The sequence below is a fragment of the Xanthomonas sp. NCPPB 3218 genome (genome assembly GCF_056725185.1).
In genome coordinates this window covers 2,308,948-2,325,474 of sequence record NZ_CM161516.1, presented here as the reverse complement: position 1 = coordinate 2,325,474, position 16,527 = coordinate 2,308,948, and the positions used below count along the sequence as shown (strand labels likewise).

The 16,527-nt window shown below is 63.6% G+C and carries 18 protein-coding genes; 17 read left to right on the top strand and 1 reads right to left on the bottom strand.

The features are described 5' to 3' along the window. Window positions 1-11 precede the first annotated feature (11 nt). The 7 genes from flgK (at window position 12) to AC1PLS_RS10180 (ending at window position 7,636) form a co-directional block, all read left to right on the top strand. Entirely contained in the window at window positions 12-1,886 is a 1,875-nt protein-coding gene (gene flgK / locus AC1PLS_RS10210; RefSeq protein ID WP_184380338.1) for a flagellar hook-associated protein FlgK, read from the top strand. After that, the gene (gene flgL / locus AC1PLS_RS10205) at window positions 1,886-3,091 is read left to right on the top strand and encodes a flagellar hook-associated protein FlgL (protein WP_024939609.1); all 1,206 of its coding nucleotides are present in this window, start codon (window positions 1,886-1,888) and stop codon (window positions 3,089-3,091) included. Before flgK ends, flgL begins: the two co-directional genes overlap by 1 nt. 317 nt (window positions 3,092-3,408) lie before the next feature. Next, complete coding sequence (locus AC1PLS_RS10200) at window positions 3,409-4,608, top strand: flagellin (RefSeq protein WP_024939608.1); 1,200 nt, start codon at window positions 3,409-3,411, stop codon at window positions 4,606-4,608. Between the two features lie 270 nt (window positions 4,609-4,878). After that, a complete protein-coding gene (fliD, locus tag AC1PLS_RS10195) occupies window positions 4,879-6,204 on the top strand; it encodes a flagellar filament capping protein FliD (protein ID WP_126966706.1) in 1,326 nt (441 codons plus the stop codon). Window positions 6,205-6,354: 150 nt separating this feature from the next. After that, a complete protein-coding gene (gene fliS / locus AC1PLS_RS10190) occupies window positions 6,355-6,768 on the top strand; it encodes a flagellar export chaperone FliS (RefSeq protein WP_024939606.1) in 414 nt (137 codons plus the stop codon). 8 nt (window positions 6,769-6,776) lie between these two features. Further along, window positions 6,777-7,070 carry a hypothetical protein gene (locus AC1PLS_RS10185; protein WP_039407718.1) on the top strand — a complete coding sequence of 98 codons (294 nt, stop codon included), beginning with the start codon at window positions 6,777-6,779 and terminating at the stop codon, window positions 7,068-7,070. Next, window positions 7,070-7,636 carry a PilZ domain-containing protein gene (locus tag AC1PLS_RS10180; RefSeq protein ID WP_481104444.1) on the top strand — a complete coding sequence of 189 codons (567 nt, stop codon included), beginning with the start codon at window positions 7,070-7,072 and terminating at the stop codon, window positions 7,634-7,636. The genes AC1PLS_RS10185 and AC1PLS_RS10180 overlap by 1 nt, the downstream gene beginning before the upstream one ends. Before the next feature lie 43 nt (window positions 7,637-7,679). Here AC1PLS_RS10180 and AC1PLS_RS10175 read toward each other — a convergent pair whose 3' ends face one another. Continuing rightward, complete coding sequence (locus tag AC1PLS_RS10175; RefSeq protein WP_481104533.1) at window positions 7,680-7,817, bottom strand: hypothetical protein; 138 nt, start codon at window positions 7,815-7,817, stop codon at window positions 7,680-7,682. Between AC1PLS_RS10175 and AC1PLS_RS10170 the strand changes: the two genes are divergently transcribed. From AC1PLS_RS10170 to AC1PLS_RS10125, 10 genes are all read left to right on the top strand, one after another. After that, complete coding sequence (locus tag AC1PLS_RS10170; RefSeq protein ID WP_221205632.1) at window positions 7,752-8,339, top strand: response regulator; 588 nt, start codon at window positions 7,752-7,754, stop codon at window positions 8,337-8,339. The two genes, AC1PLS_RS10175 and AC1PLS_RS10170, sit on opposite strands and share 66 nt — an antisense overlap. 220 nt (window positions 8,340-8,559) lie before the next feature. Beyond that, complete coding sequence (gene rpoN / locus AC1PLS_RS10165) at window positions 8,560-9,960, top strand: RNA polymerase factor sigma-54 (RefSeq protein ID WP_481104443.1); 1,401 nt, start codon at window positions 8,560-8,562, stop codon at window positions 9,958-9,960. Between the two features lie 8 nt (window positions 9,961-9,968). Continuing rightward, the gene (locus tag AC1PLS_RS10160) at window positions 9,969-10,352 is read left to right on the top strand and encodes a response regulator (protein ID WP_016904817.1); all 384 of its coding nucleotides are present in this window, start codon (window positions 9,969-9,971) and stop codon (window positions 10,350-10,352) included. Further along, complete coding sequence (locus AC1PLS_RS10155) at window positions 10,345-11,829, top strand: sigma-54 dependent transcriptional regulator (protein WP_481104442.1); 1,485 nt, start codon at window positions 10,345-10,347, stop codon at window positions 11,827-11,829. The genes AC1PLS_RS10160 and AC1PLS_RS10155 overlap by 8 nt, the downstream gene beginning before the upstream one ends. Before the next feature lie 118 nt (window positions 11,830-11,947). After that, on the top strand, window positions 11,948-13,057 hold the full coding sequence (locus tag AC1PLS_RS10150) for a DegT/DnrJ/EryC1/StrS family aminotransferase (RefSeq protein WP_024939601.1): 1,110 nt from the start codon (window positions 11,948-11,950) through the stop codon (window positions 13,055-13,057). Window positions 13,058-13,121: 64 nt separating this feature from the next. Then, complete coding sequence (locus AC1PLS_RS10145; RefSeq protein ID WP_008575943.1) at window positions 13,122-13,343, top strand: acyl carrier protein; 222 nt, start codon at window positions 13,122-13,124, stop codon at window positions 13,341-13,343. Between the two features lie 4 nt (window positions 13,344-13,347). Then, complete coding sequence (locus tag AC1PLS_RS10140; RefSeq protein WP_228891258.1) at window positions 13,348-14,385, top strand: ketoacyl-ACP synthase III; 1,038 nt, start codon at window positions 13,348-13,350, stop codon at window positions 14,383-14,385. Next, window positions 14,382-15,146 carry an SDR family NAD(P)-dependent oxidoreductase gene (locus AC1PLS_RS10135; RefSeq protein ID WP_481104441.1) on the top strand — a complete coding sequence of 255 codons (765 nt, stop codon included), beginning with the start codon at window positions 14,382-14,384 and terminating at the stop codon, window positions 15,144-15,146. Before AC1PLS_RS10140 ends, AC1PLS_RS10135 begins: the two co-directional genes overlap by 4 nt. After that, on the top strand, window positions 15,143-15,877 hold the full coding sequence (locus AC1PLS_RS10130; protein WP_008575940.1) for an SDR family NAD(P)-dependent oxidoreductase: 735 nt from the start codon (window positions 15,143-15,145) through the stop codon (window positions 15,875-15,877). Before AC1PLS_RS10135 ends, AC1PLS_RS10130 begins: the two co-directional genes overlap by 4 nt. Then, the gene (locus AC1PLS_RS10125) at window positions 15,874-16,527 is read left to right on the top strand and encodes a NeuD/PglB/VioB family sugar acetyltransferase (RefSeq protein ID WP_008575938.1); all 654 of its coding nucleotides are present in this window, start codon (window positions 15,874-15,876) and stop codon (window positions 16,525-16,527) included. Before AC1PLS_RS10130 ends, AC1PLS_RS10125 begins: the two co-directional genes overlap by 4 nt.

The following is a 16,527-nucleotide window of genomic DNA, read 5'->3' as shown; positions in this document are numbered from 1 at the left end:
GGTAAACGCCCATGTCCATCATGTCCACCGGGACCAGTGCGCTGATCGCCTTCCAACGGGCGTTGTCGACCGTTAGCCATAACGTCGCCAACATCAATACCGAAGGCTACAGCCGCCAACGTGTGGAATTTGCAACGCGCACGCCCACCGACATGGGCTACGCGTTCGTGGGCAATGGCGCCAAGATCACCGACGTGAGCCGGGTGGCCGACCAGCTGGCCACCTCGCGCCTGCTCGACAGCGGCGGCGAGCTGTCGCGGCTGCAGCAGCTGTCTTCGCTGTCCAACCGCGTCGACAGCCTGTACTCCAACACCGCCACCAACGTGGCCGGGCTGTGGTCGAACTTCTTCGACTCCACCAGCGCGGTCTCGTCCAATGCCTCGTCCACCGCCGAGCGGCAGAGCATGCTCGACAGCGGCAACTCGCTGGCCACGCGCTTCAAGCAGCTTAACGGGCAGATGGACAGCCTGAGCAACGAGGTCAACAGCGGCCTGACCTCCGCGGTGGACGAGGTCAATCGCCTGACCCAGCAGATCGCCAAGATCAACGGCACCATCGGCAACAGCATCGACAGCGCCTCGCCGGACATGCTCGACCAGCGCGACGCGCTGGTGTCCAAGCTGGTCGGCTACACCGGCGGCACCGCGGTGATGCAGGACGGCGGCTTCATGAATGTTTTCACCTCCGGCGGCCAGGCCCTGGTGGTGGGAACCACCTCGTCCAAGCTGACCACCGTCGCCGACCCGTATCAGCCGAGCAAACTGCAGGTGGCAATGCAGACCCAAGGCCAGAATGTCAGCCTCAGCGCCAGCTCGCTGGGCGGGCAGATCGGCGGGCTGCTGGAGTTCCGCAGCAGCGTGCTGGAACCGACCCAGGCCGAACTCGGCCGCCTGGCCGTGGGCATGGCCAGCACCTTCAACGCCGGTCACGCGCAAGGCATGGACCTGTATGGCGCGATGGGCGGCAATTTCTTCAACATCGGCTCGCCCACCACCGCCGCCAACCCGGGCAACACCGGCAGCGCGTCGCTGAGCGCCAGCTTCAGCAACATGGCGGCGGTGGATGGGCAGAACGTCACGCTCAGCTTCGACGGCACTGCGTGGAAGGCCACCAATGCCAGCACCGGCTCGGCGGTGCCGCTCAGCGGCACCGGCACCCCCGCCAATCCGCTGGTGCTCAACGGCGTCAGCCTGGTGGTCGGCGGCACGCCGGCCAACGGCGACAAGTTCCTGCTGCAGCCCACCGCCGGGCTGGCCGGCACCCTGTCGGTGGCCATCACCGACCCCTCGCGGATTGCCGCGGCCACCCCGGTCAAGGCCACCGCCACGGTCGCCAACCTGGGCACCGGCAAGATCAGCGACGTCAAGGTCACCAATGCGCAGAACCCGGCGCTGCTGACCCCGGCGTCGGTGGAGTTCATCGACGCCAACCAGTACACCATCGACGGCACCGGCCCGTTCGCCTACACCGCCGGTCAGACCATCAGCGCCAACGGCTGGAGCTTTGCGCTGGACGGCGCGCCCAAGGCCGGCGACACCTTCGGCGTCGGCCCTACCGGTGCCGGCTCCAGCGACAACGGCAACGCCAAGTTGCTGGCCAATCTCGACGATGCCAAGGCGCTCAGCGGCGGCACGGTCACGCTCAACGGCGCGCTGTCGGGCCTGACCACCTCGGTCGGCTCGGCCGCGCGCGCGGCCAGTTATGCCTCGGACGCGCAGAAGGTCATCAACGACCAGGCGCAGGCCAGCCGCGACTCGATTTCCGGCGTCAACCTCGATGAGGAAGCCGCCAACATGCTGAAGCTGCAGCAGGCCTACCAGGCCGCCGCACAGATGATCTCCACCGCCGACACCATCTTCCAAGCCATCCTGGGTGCCGTACGCTGATGACCGACCGTATCTCCACCAGCATGATGTACAGCCAGTCGGTGTCGTCGATGACGGCCAAGCAGTCCCGGCTGAACCAGATCCAGTCCCAGCTCGCCAGCGGGCAGCGCCTGGTCACCGCCAAGGACGATCCGGTCGCCGCCGGCACTGCGGTCGGCCTGGATCGCGCACTGGCCGCGATCACCCGCTTTGGCGAGAACGCCAACAACGTGCAGAACCGCCTTGGCCTGCAGGAAAACGCCCTGTCCCAGGCCGGCGACAAAATGGCGCGCGTCACCGAATTGGCGGTGCAGGCCAACAACTCCTCGCTCAGCCCCGACGACCGCAAGGCGATCGCCTCGGAACTGACCGCCCTGCGCGACAGCATGGTCAGCCTGGCCAACAGCACCGACGGCACCGGGCGCTATCTGTTCGGCGGCACCGCCGATGGCAGCGCACCGTTCATCAAGAGCAGCGGCGGCGTCACCTACAACGGCGACCAGACCCAGAAACAGGTCGAAGTGGCGCCGGACACCTTCGTCAGCGACACCCTGCCCGGCAGCGAAATCTTCATGCGTATCCGCACCGGCGACGGCACCGTGGATGCGCACCCCAACACTGCCAACACCGGCACCGGATTGCTGCTGGACTTCAGCCGCGACTCCAGCACCGGCAGCTGGAACGGCGGCAGCTACAGCGTGCAGTTCACCGCCGCCGACACCTACGAGGTGCGCGACAGCACCAATACGGTGGTCGGTACCGGCACCTACAAGGATGGCGAGGACATCAACGCGGCCGGCGTGCGCATGCGCATCAGCGGCGCACCGGCGGTGGGCGACAGTTTCCAGATCGGCGCCTCCACCACCAAGGACGTGTTCTCCACCATCGACGACCTGGTCGGCGCGCTCAACTCCGACACGCTGACCCAGCCGCAGAAGGCGGCGATGATCAACACGCTGCAGTCGTCGATGCGAGATATCGCACAGGCCTCGTCGAAGATGATCGATGCGCGCGCCTCCGGCGGCGCGCAGCTGTCGGCGATCGACAACGCCAACTCATTGCTCGAGTCCAACGAGGTCACCCTCAAGACCACGCTGTCGTCGATCCGCGATCTGGACTACGCCTCGGCGCTTGGTCAGTACGAACTGGAGAAGGCCTCGTTGCAGGCCGCTCAAACGATTTTTCAGCAGATGCAGTCGTCGTCGTTGTTCAACCTGATCCGCTGATTTGCAGCAGAAAACCCGCGTTTTCTGCACTCCTGCGCGCGAGCACTTGCGCAGGCCGACGGAGTTTATTCGTCGAAAGTTATACCAACGCTAAAGATCTACGGGGTGCTGCCGAATAAACCAAACCCCTTGATACACAACGCTTCCGTATTTCGTCCCGCAGCAGAAAGACAGTAAAAAAACACTGGATTTCGCTAAAGGTTCCCGACGCAACGCCGTTATTCATCTCAGCAGCGGCAACGGCCAACTTGATGGCCCCCCTGCGGAGGCTCCGGGCAAGTCCCCCTTGCCGGAAAAATCGCTTAGGAGAAATCAAAATGGCACAGGTAATCAACACCAACGTAATGTCGCTGAACGCTCAGCGGAACCTCAACACCAGCAGCGCGAGCATGTCGACGAGCATCCAGCGTCTGTCCTCGGGTCTGCGCATCAACAGCGCCAAGGACGACGCCGCAGGTCTGGCGATCTCCGAGCGCTTCACCACGCAGATCCGCGGCCTGGACGTTGCCTCGCGCAACGCCAACGACGGTATCTCGCTGGCCCAGACCGCCGAAGGCGCGATGGTCGAAATCGGCAGCAACCTGCAGCGTATCCGCGAGCTGTCGGTGCAGTCGTCCAACGCCACCAACTCGCCGACCGACCGTGACGCGCTGAACTCCGAAGTCAAGCAGCTCACCGCCGAAATCGACCGCGTCGCCAACCAGACCAACTTCAACGGCACCAAGCTGTTGAACGGCGACTTCTCCGGCGCGCTGTTCCAGGTCGGCGCCGACGCCGGCCAGACCATCGGCATCAACAGCATCGTCGACGCCAACGTCGATTCGCTGGGCAAGGCCAACTTCGCTGCCGCCGTTTCCGGCGCTGGCGTGACCGGCACCTCCACCGCATCGGGCTCGATCAGCGGCATGAGCCTGTCGTTCAAGGACGCCAGCGGCGCGGCCAAGAGCGTCACCATCGCGGACGTCAAGATCGGCGTCGGCGAGAGCGCTGCCGACGTCAACAAGAAGGTGGCTGCGGCGATCAACGACAAGCTCGACCAGACCGGCATGTACGCCTCGATCAAGACCGACGGTACGGTGCAGATCGAATCGCTGAAGGCTGGCCAGGACTTCACCTCGCTGACCGCCGGTACTTCCAGCGCCGCAGGCATCACCGTCGGCGCAGGCATCACCACCGCCTCGGCCGCTTCCGGCTCCACCGCCTCGACCCTGAGCACCCTGGACATCTCCACGTTCTCCGGCGCACAGAAGGCCCTGGAAATCGTCGACAAGGCGCTGACCGCGGTCAACTCCTCGCGCGCCGACATGGGTGCGGTGCAGAACCGCTTCACCTCCACCATCGCCAACCTGAGCGCAACCTCGGAAAACCTGTCGGCCTCGCGTAGCCGTATCCGCGACACCGACTACGCCAAGGAAACCGCCGAGCTGACCCGCACGCAGATCCTGCAGCAGGCCGGTACCGCGATGCTGGCCCAGGCCAAGTCGGTTCCGCAGAACGTGCTGAGCCTGCTGCAGTAATCGGCAGCGCTTCGCGCCAAGTCAAGAGCCCCTCTTCGGAGGGGCTTTTTTGTGGCCGCCGATTGCTTCGCCCGAGATTTGAGGGCGAATGCGCAGCACGGTTTGCTGGCGCGGGTTTTTTGACGCATCCCGCCGGCATGGAAATTGCATTACCCACACTCGTGAGCGAAACGGGGTCGCTGCCGCTAAAGTCCTGGCGGATGCGGCCGATACCCGTCTCGTAATCCCATGCGTCCATCCTTGCTTGGACGCCCAGACGAGGAATGCAACATGGCATCGGTGATCAGCACTTCCGGCTCCGGTCTGGACATCCCAACTGTGGTGTCCACCCTGGTTTCCCGGCAGAAAGACCCGGAGCAGGCGCGCATCAACAAGGCCGGGACCGCCGCGACCACGCAGCTGTCGGCGATCAGCCAGATCAAGAGCAGCATGACCACGCTCAAGTCTGCGCTGGACAAGGTCATCAGCAGCGCCGACACCAACGCCTACAAGGCGACGGTGCCGACTGATGCCGGCTTCACCGCCACCACCACCAGCTCGGCCGCGCCGGGCAACTATTCGGTGGAAGTGGTCTCGCTGGCCAGCGCGCAAAAGCTCGCCTCCGGCGCGTTCGTCGCCGATGCCACTGTCGGCAGCGGCACGCTGACGATCGGGTATGGCGAGAAAAAAATCACCGTAGACATCAGCGGCACCGACAAGCTCACCGATATCGCCGCCGCCATCAACAAGGCGGCCGGTGGCAAGGGCGTCACCGCCAGCGTGGTGACCGCCAACGACGGCCAGCACCTGGTGTTCAACGCGGTCGACACCGGTACCAAGGGCGCGCTGACCGTCAGCGCCAGCGACCCCAGCCTGAGCAGCCTCACCTATGGCCCCGGCGTCAGCGGCGGCCTGACCCAGTCCGTGGCCGCGACCGATGCGCTGGTGCGCGTGGACGGCTTCGAACGCACCTCCAGTTCCAACACCGTCACCGATATCGTGCCGGGCGTGGTGCTCAACCTCACCAAGGCCGCCGAAGGCACCAAGGTCACATTGGGCGTTGCGGCCGACACCAGCGGCCTCAAGGCCAATCTGACCGCGTATGCGGCCGCCTACAACACCGCCAACACCTTGCTGGCCAAGAGCAGCGCCTACGACCCCACCACCAAGACCGCCGCGGCGTTGACCGGCGACTCGCTGGTGCGCGGCCTGCAGCAGCAGTTGCGCGGCCAGGTCAGCGGCAACCTCACCGAACTCAAGTCGCTCGGCCTGACCATCGACAAGGATGGGGTGATGAGCTTCGATGGCGGCAAGTTCGACACCGCCATCGCCGCCGACGGCGGTGCCGCCGCCGAGGTGCTCGGCAAGGACAGCAAGTTCGGCTCGGCCATGACCAAGCTGCTCGACAGCAACGTCAACGCCAACAACGGCACCCTGACCCTGCGCTCGGACAGCCTGAACAAGCAGATCAAGGGCTACGAGGATGACCTGGATGACCTCGACGCGCGCATGACCAAGCTCAGCGATCGCTACACCGCGCAGTTCACCGCGATGGAAACCATGATCAGCAAGCTGCAGAGCAGCACCAGTTCGCTTAGCAGCCTGCTGACGAGCTGATTTCCGTGATGAGGATCCTCAAGTCCCGCAATGGTGTTGCCGATACAAGAAGGGCCTATCGTGATTTCGGCCTTGCCTTCCGGCAGGAGCGTCGTCGCAGGAGCGCAGCGCTCCGGGACCAACGAAGGTCAGCCCATTGAGGAGTCATCCATGTACGGTTCCAATCGTCAGTATGCCGAGCAATACCGCAAGGTCGGCGTGTCCACCAGCGTGACCGAAGCCGACCCGCACAAGCTGGTGTCGCTGCTGTTCGCCGGCGCCTGCCAGCGCATCCGCCTGGCCCAGGCCTGCCTGGCGCAGGGCGACCAGGCGCGCAAGGGCAAGGCCATCGGCGAAGCCTGCGCGATCGTCGGTCACTTGAACGGATCGCTCGATCACGAAGCCGGTGGCGAGATCGCTGGTAACCTGTCGGCGCTCTACGACTACGTGATGCAGCGGCTGACTGCCGCCAACCTGCACAACGACGAAACCGCGTTGACCGAAGCGCTGGATCTGCTCAGCGAAATCGACTCGGCGTGGAATTCCATCCCCCTGGACCAACGCGGCCTTTCCGCCGCTTCGTGAGTCATACCATGCATAGCGCGCAGAGCCTTCAAGCCGAAATTGCCGACATCCGCCTGGCCATGGCGCAGGAGGAATTCGAGGTGATGCCGTTCATGCTGGATGCCCACGATCTGCACCTGCGCGAGTACGCGCAGCAGGCGGACCTGAGTCAGGACCGCGACGCGTTGCAGACGTTGCAGGTGATGCAGCAGGACCTGATGCGGATGATGCTCGAACGTCGACGCAAGCTGCTGGATCTGATCCGCGCGCAGCGCACGTCCTCTACGGCCAGCCGCGCCTACGCACGGGTCGGACGGATCTGATGTCCGCGCTCGGCACACTCGCGCCATCGGCCGATGCCGCGCTGTTCGCCGACACGCTCAGCTGCGAAGTGCGCCTGCCAGCCGGCTTCCGTGCCGGCAGCGACGCCGGCTCGCACAGCGCTGCAGAAACCCTGCTGCGCAGCCTGGGCCAGGTGGAAGACCTGCGCAGCGAAGACAGCAGCGAAGACCGTGGCGAGCTGCCCCTGCTGGTGCAGCGCATGGACGCCAAGCTCGACCTGATGCTGGCCCTGATCGGCCGCCTGGTGCAACAGGGCGACACCGGACTGATCCAGGCGAACGTGCACTGGTCGGTGCGCGGAATCCGCCTGAGCTGCGCAAGCAGCCACCCGCCGGGCACCCTGGGAAGCGTTTGCCTGCAACCCTCCGACTGGCTTCCTGAACTGGTACAGCTTTCTGCCGAGGTCCTGGCAAGCGCAAGCGATGGCCACGATCACTGGCTATGGCTGCGGTTTGCGCCGCTTTCCCCAGGCTTGCAGGAGGCGCTGGAACGTCATCTGTTCCGTCTGCATCGCCGTCAGATCGCCGACGCCCGCCGCCAGCGCTGATAGCGCCTGTTGGCGCGGGGCGCCGGGTCGGCTAAGGTGCCCTTTACTGAAAAAAGGTCTCTTCTGCGCCGTGCGAGTCATCATCGTCGACGATCACACCCTTGTCCGTGCCGGCCTGTCCAGGCTGCTGCAAACCTTCGCCGGCATCGATGTCGTGGGTGAGGCCAGCAACGCGCAGCAAGCCCTGGACATGACATCCCTGCACCGGCCTGATCTGGTGTTGATGGATCTGTCCCTGCCTGGCCGCAGCGGCCTGGATGCCATGACCGATGTGTTGCGCGCCGCGCCGCGCACGCATGTGGTGATGATGTCGATGCACGACGACCCGGTGCACGTGCGCGATGCGCTCGATCGCGGCGCGGTGGGCTTCGTGGTCAAGGATGCGGCGCCGCTCGAGCTGGAATTGGCCTTGCGTGCAGCGGCAGCTGGGCAGGTGTTCCTGAGCCCGCAGATTTCGTCCAAGATGATCGCGCCGATGCTGGGTCGGGAAAAACCGGTCGGTATCGCTGCCTTGTCGCCGCGCCAGCGCGAGATCCTGCGCGAGATCGGCCGCGGCCAGAGCAACAAGGAAATCGCTGCCGACCTCGGCATCAGCGTCAAGACGGTGGAGACCCATCGCGCGCGCATGATGGAATCGCTCGGTTGCCGGCGTGCCAACGACCTGGTGTTGCTGGCCGCCAAGCATCACAACGAACTGGTCTGAGCAAACCGCTGCGCCGACCGAAAATGGCCGCCAGCGACGAAAACAGTGACGGGATTCCGGCGGGCACGCTTGAGTCCGTATTGAACGTCAGGGAATTCCCCACGCGCTGTCAGGAAAATCACGAATTGCCTCACGCGATTCCCTGATTAGAAACCCGTCGCCTTGTCCTGCAAGATGCGTTCCATCGCTGCCACGTGCGGCGCCTTCCGGAAGCGCTTCGATGAAGACGACCATTTCCGCCCAGCTTGGCCAGCAACTGCACCTGACCCCGCAGTTGCTGCAGTCGATCCGTCTGTTGCAATTGGACGGCATGCAGTTGGAACTGGAAATCCGTCGCGCGCTGGAAACCAACCCGCTGCTGGAACTGGAAGAACTGGCCGACAGCGACGCCGTCGCGACCAGTGACGATGGCGCGTCCGATGTCGCCGCCTTCGACGAACTGCCGGAAAGCACGATGTGGGACGTGCAGAGCAGCAGCTGGAACGGCGACGACGACGACCGCATGCAGCGCGTGGCAGCTGGCGAATCCACCGACCCGCACGTGCGCATCCTGCGCGATCTGGCGCTGGACCTGGACGAGGCCGCATTGGGGGCCGCCGCGTTCTGGCTGGAGCAGACCGACGACGCCGGCTATCTGAGCGAGGCCCTGGCGACGCTGCAGCAGCTCGGTGCCACCCGTCTTGGTATGACCGTGCAGGCAGTGGAAGCGGTCCGTCAGCGCCTGCTGCACGGCGACCCGGCCGGCCTGGCCGCCTGCGACCTGCGCGAGTGCCTGCAGGCCCAGCTGGGCGCCCTGCCCGGCCGCGTGCCGGCGCGCCATCTGGCCGCGCGCATCCTTGCCGGCGACCTGGACCTGCTGGCCAGCCACGACTATCCGGTGCTGGCGCGCGCACACGATGCCGAGCTGGACGATGTGCGCGAAGCGGTACGGCTGATCCTGTCGTTGCAGCCACGCCCCTGCGATGACCTGTCGCAGGAAAGCAACGCCAACGTGATTCCGGACGTGCTCGCCTGGCATGCCGATGGCAGCTGGCGGGTGGCCTTGAACCCGGCCACCACGCATCGGGTGAGCATCAACCCCGTGCATGAGCGCGCACTGGCCGAGGCCGGCGATGCCGCCCAGCCGCTGCGTGACATGTTGCAGGAAGCGCGCTGGCTGACCCGCGGCCTGTCGATGCGCTACGAGACCCTGCTGCGCGCCACCCGCGCCATCGTCGAACGCCAGGCCGCCTTTCTGGTGCGCGGCGAAGAAGCGATGGCACCGCTGACGCTGAAGGAAATCGCCGATGAGATCGGCATGCACGAGTCGACGATTTCGCGCATTACCACCGGCAAATACATCCAGACCCCGCGCGGCACCTTCGAGCTCAAGCACTTCTTTGCAGTGCGCCTGGAAGGCGCCAGCGTCTCCGGCCAGGCGGTCAAGGCGATGGTGCGGCGACTGATCGAAAGCGAGCCGGCCGGGCGGCCGCTGGCCGACGAAGCCATCGCCGGGCTGTTGTCGCGCCAGGGCGTTAATATTGCCCGTCGCACTGTGGCCAAGTACCGCGAACAACTCGACATCGCCCCGGCACGCGAGCGCCGCCGCACCAACAAACCGCTGCTTGCCCGGGCAGGATAAGGACTACTATGAGCAAACTCACCGTGCTGCTGGTCGACGACCACGAGGGCTTCATCAACGCTGCGATGCGTCATTTTCGCAAAGTGGAGTGGCTCGATATCGTGGGCAGTGCCGCCAATGGACTGGAAGCGATCGAGCGCTCTGAGTCGCTGCGCCCCAATGTCGTGCTGATGGACCTGGCCATGCCGGAGATGGGCGGGCTGCAGGCAACGCGTCTGATCAAGACGCAGGACGATCCGCCGTATATTGTCATCGCGAGCCACTTCGACGATGCAGAGCATCGTGAACATGCTCTTCGCGCGGGTGCTGACAATTTTGTTAGCAAGCTGTCCTATATCCAGGAAGTCATGCCAATCCTGGAGGGCCTGACGGAAGGAGCCAGGAATGAGTGAGTCCCGCATTCTGTTGATCGACAGCGATGCCGTGCGCGCCGAGCGCACGGTCTCGCTGCTCGAGTTCATGGACTTCAATCCCCGCTGGGTCACCGACGGCGCCGACATCAATCCCGGCCGCCATCGCCACGACGAATGGATGGCGGTGATGGTGGGCTCAGCGCAGGACGCTGCACAGGCCGATAAGTTCTTCGACTGGCTGGCCGATGCCAAGCTGCCGCCACCGGTGCTGCTGATGGAGGGCAGCCCGAGCGCGTTCGCACAGGCCCATGGCCTGCACGAAGCCAATGTCTGGACGCTGGACACGCCGCTGCGGCATACGCAGCTGGAAGCCCTGCTGCGCCGTGCCAGCCTCAAGCGCCTGGACGCCGAGCACCAGGCCGGCGTGCAGCAGGACACCGGCCCGACCGGCAACAGCGAGGCGGTGACCCGCCTGCGCCGCTTGATCGACCAGGTGGCTGCCTTCGACACCACGGTGCTGGTGCTGGGCGAATCGGGCACCGGCAAGGAGGTCGTCGCGCGCGCCATCCACCAGCATTCGCCACGGCGCGACGGGCCGTTCGTGGCGATCAACTGCGGCGCGATCCCGCCGGATCTGCTGGAAAGCGAGCTGTTCGGTCACGAAAAAGGCGCCTTCACCGGCGCGCTGAGCACCCGCAAGGGCCGCTTCGAAATGGCCGAGGGCGGCACCCTGCTGCTGGACGAGATCGGTGACATGAGCCTGCCGATGCAGGTCAAGCTGCTGCGCGTGCTGCAGGAGCGCAGCTTCGAGCGCGTCGGTGGTGGCCAGACCATCCGTTGCAACGTGCGCGTGATCGCCGCGACCCACCGCAACCTGGAAACCCGCATCAGCGACGGCCAGTTCCGCGAGGACCTGTTCTATCGCCTCAACGTGTTCCCGATCGAGATGCCGGCGCTGCGCGAACGCGTCGACGACCTGGCCATGCTGGTGCAGACCATCGCCGGGCAGCTGGCACGTACCGGACGCGGCGAAGTGCGCTTTGCCGACGAAGCCCTCCAGGCGCTGCGCAGCTACGACTGGCCGGGCAACGTGCGCGAGCTGACCAACCTGGTGGAGCGCCTGGCGGTGCTGCATCCGGGCGGACTGGTACGCGTGCAGGACCTGCCGGCGCGCTACCGCGGTGATTTTGCCGCGGCCGTGCCGGTCGAGCCTGCGCCCGAACCGGCGCTGGTTGCCGCCCCCGTCGAAGACATCGCGCTGCCGGGCAATGTGGTGACCCTGCCATCCACGCCAGCCGATGCCGAGCCGGCGACCAGCTCCAGCCTGCCCGACGATGGCATCGACCTGCGCGGCCACATGGCCAACATCGAGCTGGCACTGATCAACGAGGCGCTGGAACGCACCCAGGGCGTGGTGGCGCATGCAGCGCAGCTGCTCGGCCTGCGCCGCACCACGCTGGTGGAAAAGCTACGCAAGTACGGCATCGATCGCGAGCAGACCGAGCTGGCGAACTGAGCGGGCCGGCCTCACCGCCCGGCTCGCTGGCATAGCGCTTGCTTCAGCAGGATTGCCCCGTCCGCAGCCGTCGGCTGCGGCGGAATCCCGACATTCACCAGCACCTGCCGAGGCATTGATGCCCATCCCTGTCACCAGTCCGCTGCTGCCGCCGCTGGAAGAATTTCTGCCCTATCTGGAGCAGATCTGGTCCAGCCGCATTCTCAGCAATGGCGGTGACATGCATCACGCGTTCGAACGCGCGTTGTGCGAGTACCTTGGCGTGCCGCACCTGGCCTTGCTCACCAACGGCACCACCGCGTTGATCACAGCGCTGCAGGCGCTGCGCATCACCGGGGAGGTCATCACCACGCCCTACTCGTTCGTGGCCACTGCGCATTCGCTGCTGTGGAAAAGCATCACGCCGGTGTTTGTGGATATCGACCCGGTGACGCTCAACATGGATCCGTCCAAGATCGAGGCGGCCATCACCCCGCAGACCACCGCCATCATGCCGGTGCACTGCTACGGCACCGCCTGCGATACCGCTGCCATCACGCGCATCGCCGACATCTACAACCTCAAGGTGATATACGACGCGGCGCATGCCTTCGGCGTGCGCGATGAGGGTGGCTCGATCCTGCGTCATGGCGACCTGAGCGTGTTGAGCTTCCATGCCACCAAGGTGTTCAACACCTTCGAAGGTGGCGCCATCGTCTGCCCGGACGAAAGAACCTATCAGCGCATCGGGCATCTGAAGAATTTCGGCTTTGTCGATGAGACCACGGTGGTGGCACCGGGCATCAACGGCAAGATGAATGAGATCAGCGCAGCCTTCGGCCTGCTGCAGCTCAAGCACATCGATCACGCCATCGCCCAGCGCAGCGCTATCGATGCGCAGTATCGGCAGCGCCTGAGCGATGTTCGCGGCGTGCGCTGCGTGGCACGGCCCGATCACGCCAGCGCCAACTACGCGTACTTTCCGATCCTGGTGCAGGACGACTACCCGCTGTCGCGCGATGCGCTGTACCAAGTGATGCGCGAGCACGGCATCCTGGTGCGGCGGTACTTCTATCCGTTGATCAGCGATTTCCCGATGTATCGCGCCCTGCCCTCCTCGGCGCCGGCATGGCTGCCGGTCGCGCGCTCGGTGGCCGCACAGGTATTGTGCCTGCCAATCTTTCCTGGCCTGACCCGCGACCAGGTCGATACCATTGCCGATCTGATCGCCGGCGCACACGCAACATGATCGCAACACGCTGCAGCTGCATTTCAGACTCCCATCTCTTCAACAGGCAACCAGGCGAGCTCGCATGACCCAGGCAACATTTATCGAGAACTTCCTCTCCGCCACCGACTTCCAGGAACCGGTGGAGGTCACCATGGACACCGCACTGGCCGACTTGCCTGAGTGGGATTCGCTCTCCGCGTTGGGGGTAATCGTCATGTTCGACGTGGATTACGGAAAGGTCATTACCGGCGAAGATCTCAAGAACTGCGCCACCTTGAACGATCTTCACAAACTGCTGGGGTAAAGCCATGGGACTGTCCACCCTTAGCAATGTCCGTTTTGCGGGCATGGCAAGTTGCGTGCCCAAGCGGATCATTTCCAACCTGACCGATTGCCCGCCGAAGATGCGCTCAGAACGCGAGCGTCTGGTGCGTAACATCGGCATCGAGTTTCGTCGCATTTGCCCAAGCTGGCAGACATTTTCCGATTTGGCGCTCATCTCCGCGGAAAAGCTGCTTGCAGAGCTGCAATGGGATAAGGAAGAAATCGATGCACTGATTGTCGTAACTCAATCACCCGACTACCCCATCCCGGCCACGGCCATCATCATGCAGCACCGGCTGCAATTGCCGCAGACCGCTATCGCCTTTGATGTCAATCTCGGCTGTTCCGGCTATCCCTTTGGCCTACACCTGGTGGGAAGCATGATTGCGGCGGGCACCATCAAAAAGGCGCTTCTGCTGGTCGGCGACCGCTCGGCCACGCTTCTGGACCCATTGTTCTCCGACGCGGGCACCGCCACGGCGCTGGAGTTCGACAAGAATGCACCACCCATGCATTTCGATTTGAACAGCGACGGTAGCGGCTACCGGGCCATCATGTTGCCCATAGGCGGACATCGTGAGCCTTACGGCCCCCAACATATCTCTCCTACACGTGACGAGAACGGTGTGCTGCATTGGCCGGGTGAACTCATTCTGGATGGCCCTGCCGTATTGAGTTTCTCGACCCAGCGAGTACCTCCAGCGGTGGAAAGATTGCTTGAGTATTCTGGTGTTGAGAAGGACAGCGTTGATTTTTTCGTTTTCCATCAGGCCAACAAGATGATCAACGAAACCATCCGCAAGAAGTTGGCGCTGCCGACAGAGAAAGTTCCGTCAACCTTGCGAGACTTTGGCAATACCAGTGGCGCTTCCCTGCCCATCACCATGACCGTCCGCCTGAACGATACGCTGATCAATGCCAGGCACCGACTGTTGCTTGCCGGCTTCGGTATCGGCTTGTCATGGGGCACGGCGATCGTGGACGTCGAGAACGCAGCTTTTCCGGCACTGATCGAAGCATGAACGCCGAGCGTGATCCGTTTTCCCTGGAAGGCAAGCGCGTCCTGGTGACTGGTGCTTCATCGGGTATTGGTCGTCAAATTGCAATCACTTGCTCACAAATGGGAGCGAGCGTTGTCATCACCGGGCGCAACACCGAGCGCTTGCAAGCCACATTCAACCAACTGGAAGGCCAAGGCCACACGCAAGTGGTGGCGGACTTGGCGGTACAGGAGGGTATTGACCACGTGGTGGCTGCGAGCGGTGTCATCGACGGCCTGGCGCACGCAGCTGGCATGTCCAAGCTGACCCCCTTTCGAATGATCGGTCAAGCGCACCTTGACGAGACATTTGCAAGCAACACCTACGCACCCATGCTACTGACGCGAGGCCTATTGGCGAAGAAGCAGATCGCGCCGGGCGGATCCCTGCTATTCATTGCCTCAATTGCCTCGCATATCGGCCCGCTGGCGAGCAGCGCATACGCTGCCAGCAAAAGCGCCCTGCTGGGCATGATGCGCTCGCTTGGCATGGAAGTAGCAAAGCAAGGTATGCGCGCCAACTGCATTGCACCGGGTTATGTACGCACTCCCTTGCTGGATGGGTTGCAGGGAAGCGGCGGCAATATGGACAGCCTGTTTGCATTGACGCCACTTGGCATGGGCGAGCCGGAAGACGTGGCTTATGCAGCAGTGTTCTATCTTTCCGATGCCAGCCGCTGGATCACGCGCAACCACTTCATTCTTGATGGCGGTTTTTCTGTACCGATGGACATCTACGCATGACCAACGCGGCGCAACGCGCTTTTTCACTAGATGGCAAGACCATTTTGGTCACAGGCGCTTCATCAGGCATCGGCAGGCAAATCGCTGTTTCCTGCGCGCGGCGTGGGGCGCGCCTGGTCATCACCGGGCGGGATGCAGAACGCCTGCAGGAAACCTACAACTTGTTGAATGGCCAAGGCCACCTTCAAGTGCTGGCCGACCTGACCGAAGCCGAAGGCCGTGAACGACTAGTACAGGGCATTTCCAGCCTAGATGGCTTGGTCCACTGCGCTGGCAGGCAGCGCTTGAGCCCTATCAGGCAGTTGACCGAGAAGCTCATGACCGATGTCTATGCGGTCAATTTCCTGGCCCCTGTCATGCTCACCCAGCGGCTGTTGCAGGCCAACGCTCTTGCGCCTCAAAGTTCCATCGTCTTCATGCTTTCCACTGCGGCCCATATCGGCACACCCGGGGTAGGACCGTATTCGGCCATGAAGTCAGCCCTGCTCGGCATCATTCGCTGCCTGTCCATGGAGCAGGCCAAACGCAAGATCCGGGTCAATGGCATGTCTCCCTCTGCAGTCATAACGCCCATTTGGGACGCAACCCATCTGGAAGCACAGCGAAAACGCCACCCGCTCGGTTTGGGCACCTCAGAGGACGTAGCGAACGCTGCGATCTATCTCTTGTCCGATGCCAGCCGCTGGGTAACCGGGACCAGTTTGGTAATGGACGGTGGGTCTGTCCTATGACCTATTCCGTGCTCATCGTCGGGGCGGGCGGCTGGGGCCGGGAAGTTCTTGAGCAAATGCAAGGTGATATTGCACATCGCAAGGAATGGGAAGTCACCGGATTCCTGGACAGCCGCGAGCATATTCTCGATGGCTTCGATACCGGAGTACCCATCGTCGGTGACCCTTTGACATACGTGCCGCGTGGCAACGAGGCTTTTGTCTGCGCGCAAGGCGACCCATTGGAACGGCATAAATACATTCAACCGCTGCTTGCAAAGGGGGCCGCGTTCATCCCAATCTGCACCGAGGCGCACCTCAGTCGCCGCGTGCGTCTAGGCACAGGTTGCTTTCTCGGCAACCAGGTACACGTTGGCCCCGATGTGTGGATCGGGGATTTTGCCAATCTGCTCACTTGGTCGGTGATTGGACACGATGTCCGCATTGGCAATTATGCTCATGTGGGCGCACAGGTTTTCATGGGAGGCGGTGTGCAGATAGGCGACTTCGCAGTCGTGCACCCACGTGCCACCCTAGTACCTGGCGTCAAGGTAGGTGAGCACGCTGTCGTCGGCACCGGTGCGGTCGTGCTGAAGGATGTGCCGGCAGGCGCCACGGTGTTTGGCAATCCGGCCAAGATCGTATTCCACAAGAACATCAAGATGGACTGA

Bases quoted from the DNA above. Each gene is read 5' to 3' on its own strand.
- AC1PLS_RS10135 (WP_481104441.1), top strand. From the start codon at position 14,382: ATGAACGCCGAGCGTGATCCGTTTTCCCTGGAAGGCAAGCGCGTCCTG.
- AC1PLS_RS10125 (WP_008575938.1), top strand. From the start codon at position 15,874: ATGACCTATTCCGTGCTCATCGTCGGGGCGGGCGGCTGGGGCCGGGAA.
- AC1PLS_RS10185 (WP_039407718.1), top strand. From the start codon at position 6,777: ATGCATAGCGCGCAGAGCCTTCAAGCCGAAATTGCCGACATCCGCCTG.
- AC1PLS_RS10160 (WP_016904817.1), top strand. From the start codon at position 9,969: ATGAGCAAACTCACCGTGCTGCTGGTCGACGACCACGAGGGCTTCATC.
- AC1PLS_RS10140 (WP_228891258.1), top strand. From the start codon at position 13,348: ATGGGACTGTCCACCCTTAGCAATGTCCGTTTTGCGGGCATGGCAAGT.
- fliS (WP_024939606.1), top strand. From the start codon at position 6,355: ATGTACGGTTCCAATCGTCAGTATGCCGAGCAATACCGCAAGGTCGGC.
- flgK (WP_184380338.1), top strand. From the start codon at position 12: ATGTCCATCATGTCCACCGGGACCAGTGCGCTGATCGCCTTCCAACGG.
- AC1PLS_RS10150 (WP_024939601.1), top strand. From the start codon at position 11,948: ATGCCCATCCCTGTCACCAGTCCGCTGCTGCCGCCGCTGGAAGAATTT.
- rpoN (WP_481104443.1), top strand. From the start codon at position 8,560: ATGAAGACGACCATTTCCGCCCAGCTTGGCCAGCAACTGCACCTGACC.
- fliD (WP_126966706.1), top strand. From the start codon at position 4,879: ATGGCATCGGTGATCAGCACTTCCGGCTCCGGTCTGGACATCCCAACT.
- AC1PLS_RS10180 (WP_481104444.1), top strand. From the start codon at position 7,070: ATGTCCGCGCTCGGCACACTCGCGCCATCGGCCGATGCCGCGCTGTTC.
- AC1PLS_RS10145 (WP_008575943.1), top strand. From the start codon at position 13,122: ATGACCCAGGCAACATTTATCGAGAACTTCCTCTCCGCCACCGACTTC.
- flgL (WP_024939609.1), top strand. From the start codon at position 1,886: ATGACCGACCGTATCTCCACCAGCATGATGTACAGCCAGTCGGTGTCG.
- AC1PLS_RS10130 (WP_008575940.1), top strand. From the start codon at position 15,143: ATGACCAACGCGGCGCAACGCGCTTTTTCACTAGATGGCAAGACCATT.
- AC1PLS_RS10200 (WP_024939608.1), top strand. From the start codon at position 3,409: ATGGCACAGGTAATCAACACCAACGTAATGTCGCTGAACGCTCAGCGG.
- AC1PLS_RS10155 (WP_481104442.1), top strand. From the start codon at position 10,345: ATGAGTGAGTCCCGCATTCTGTTGATCGACAGCGATGCCGTGCGCGCC.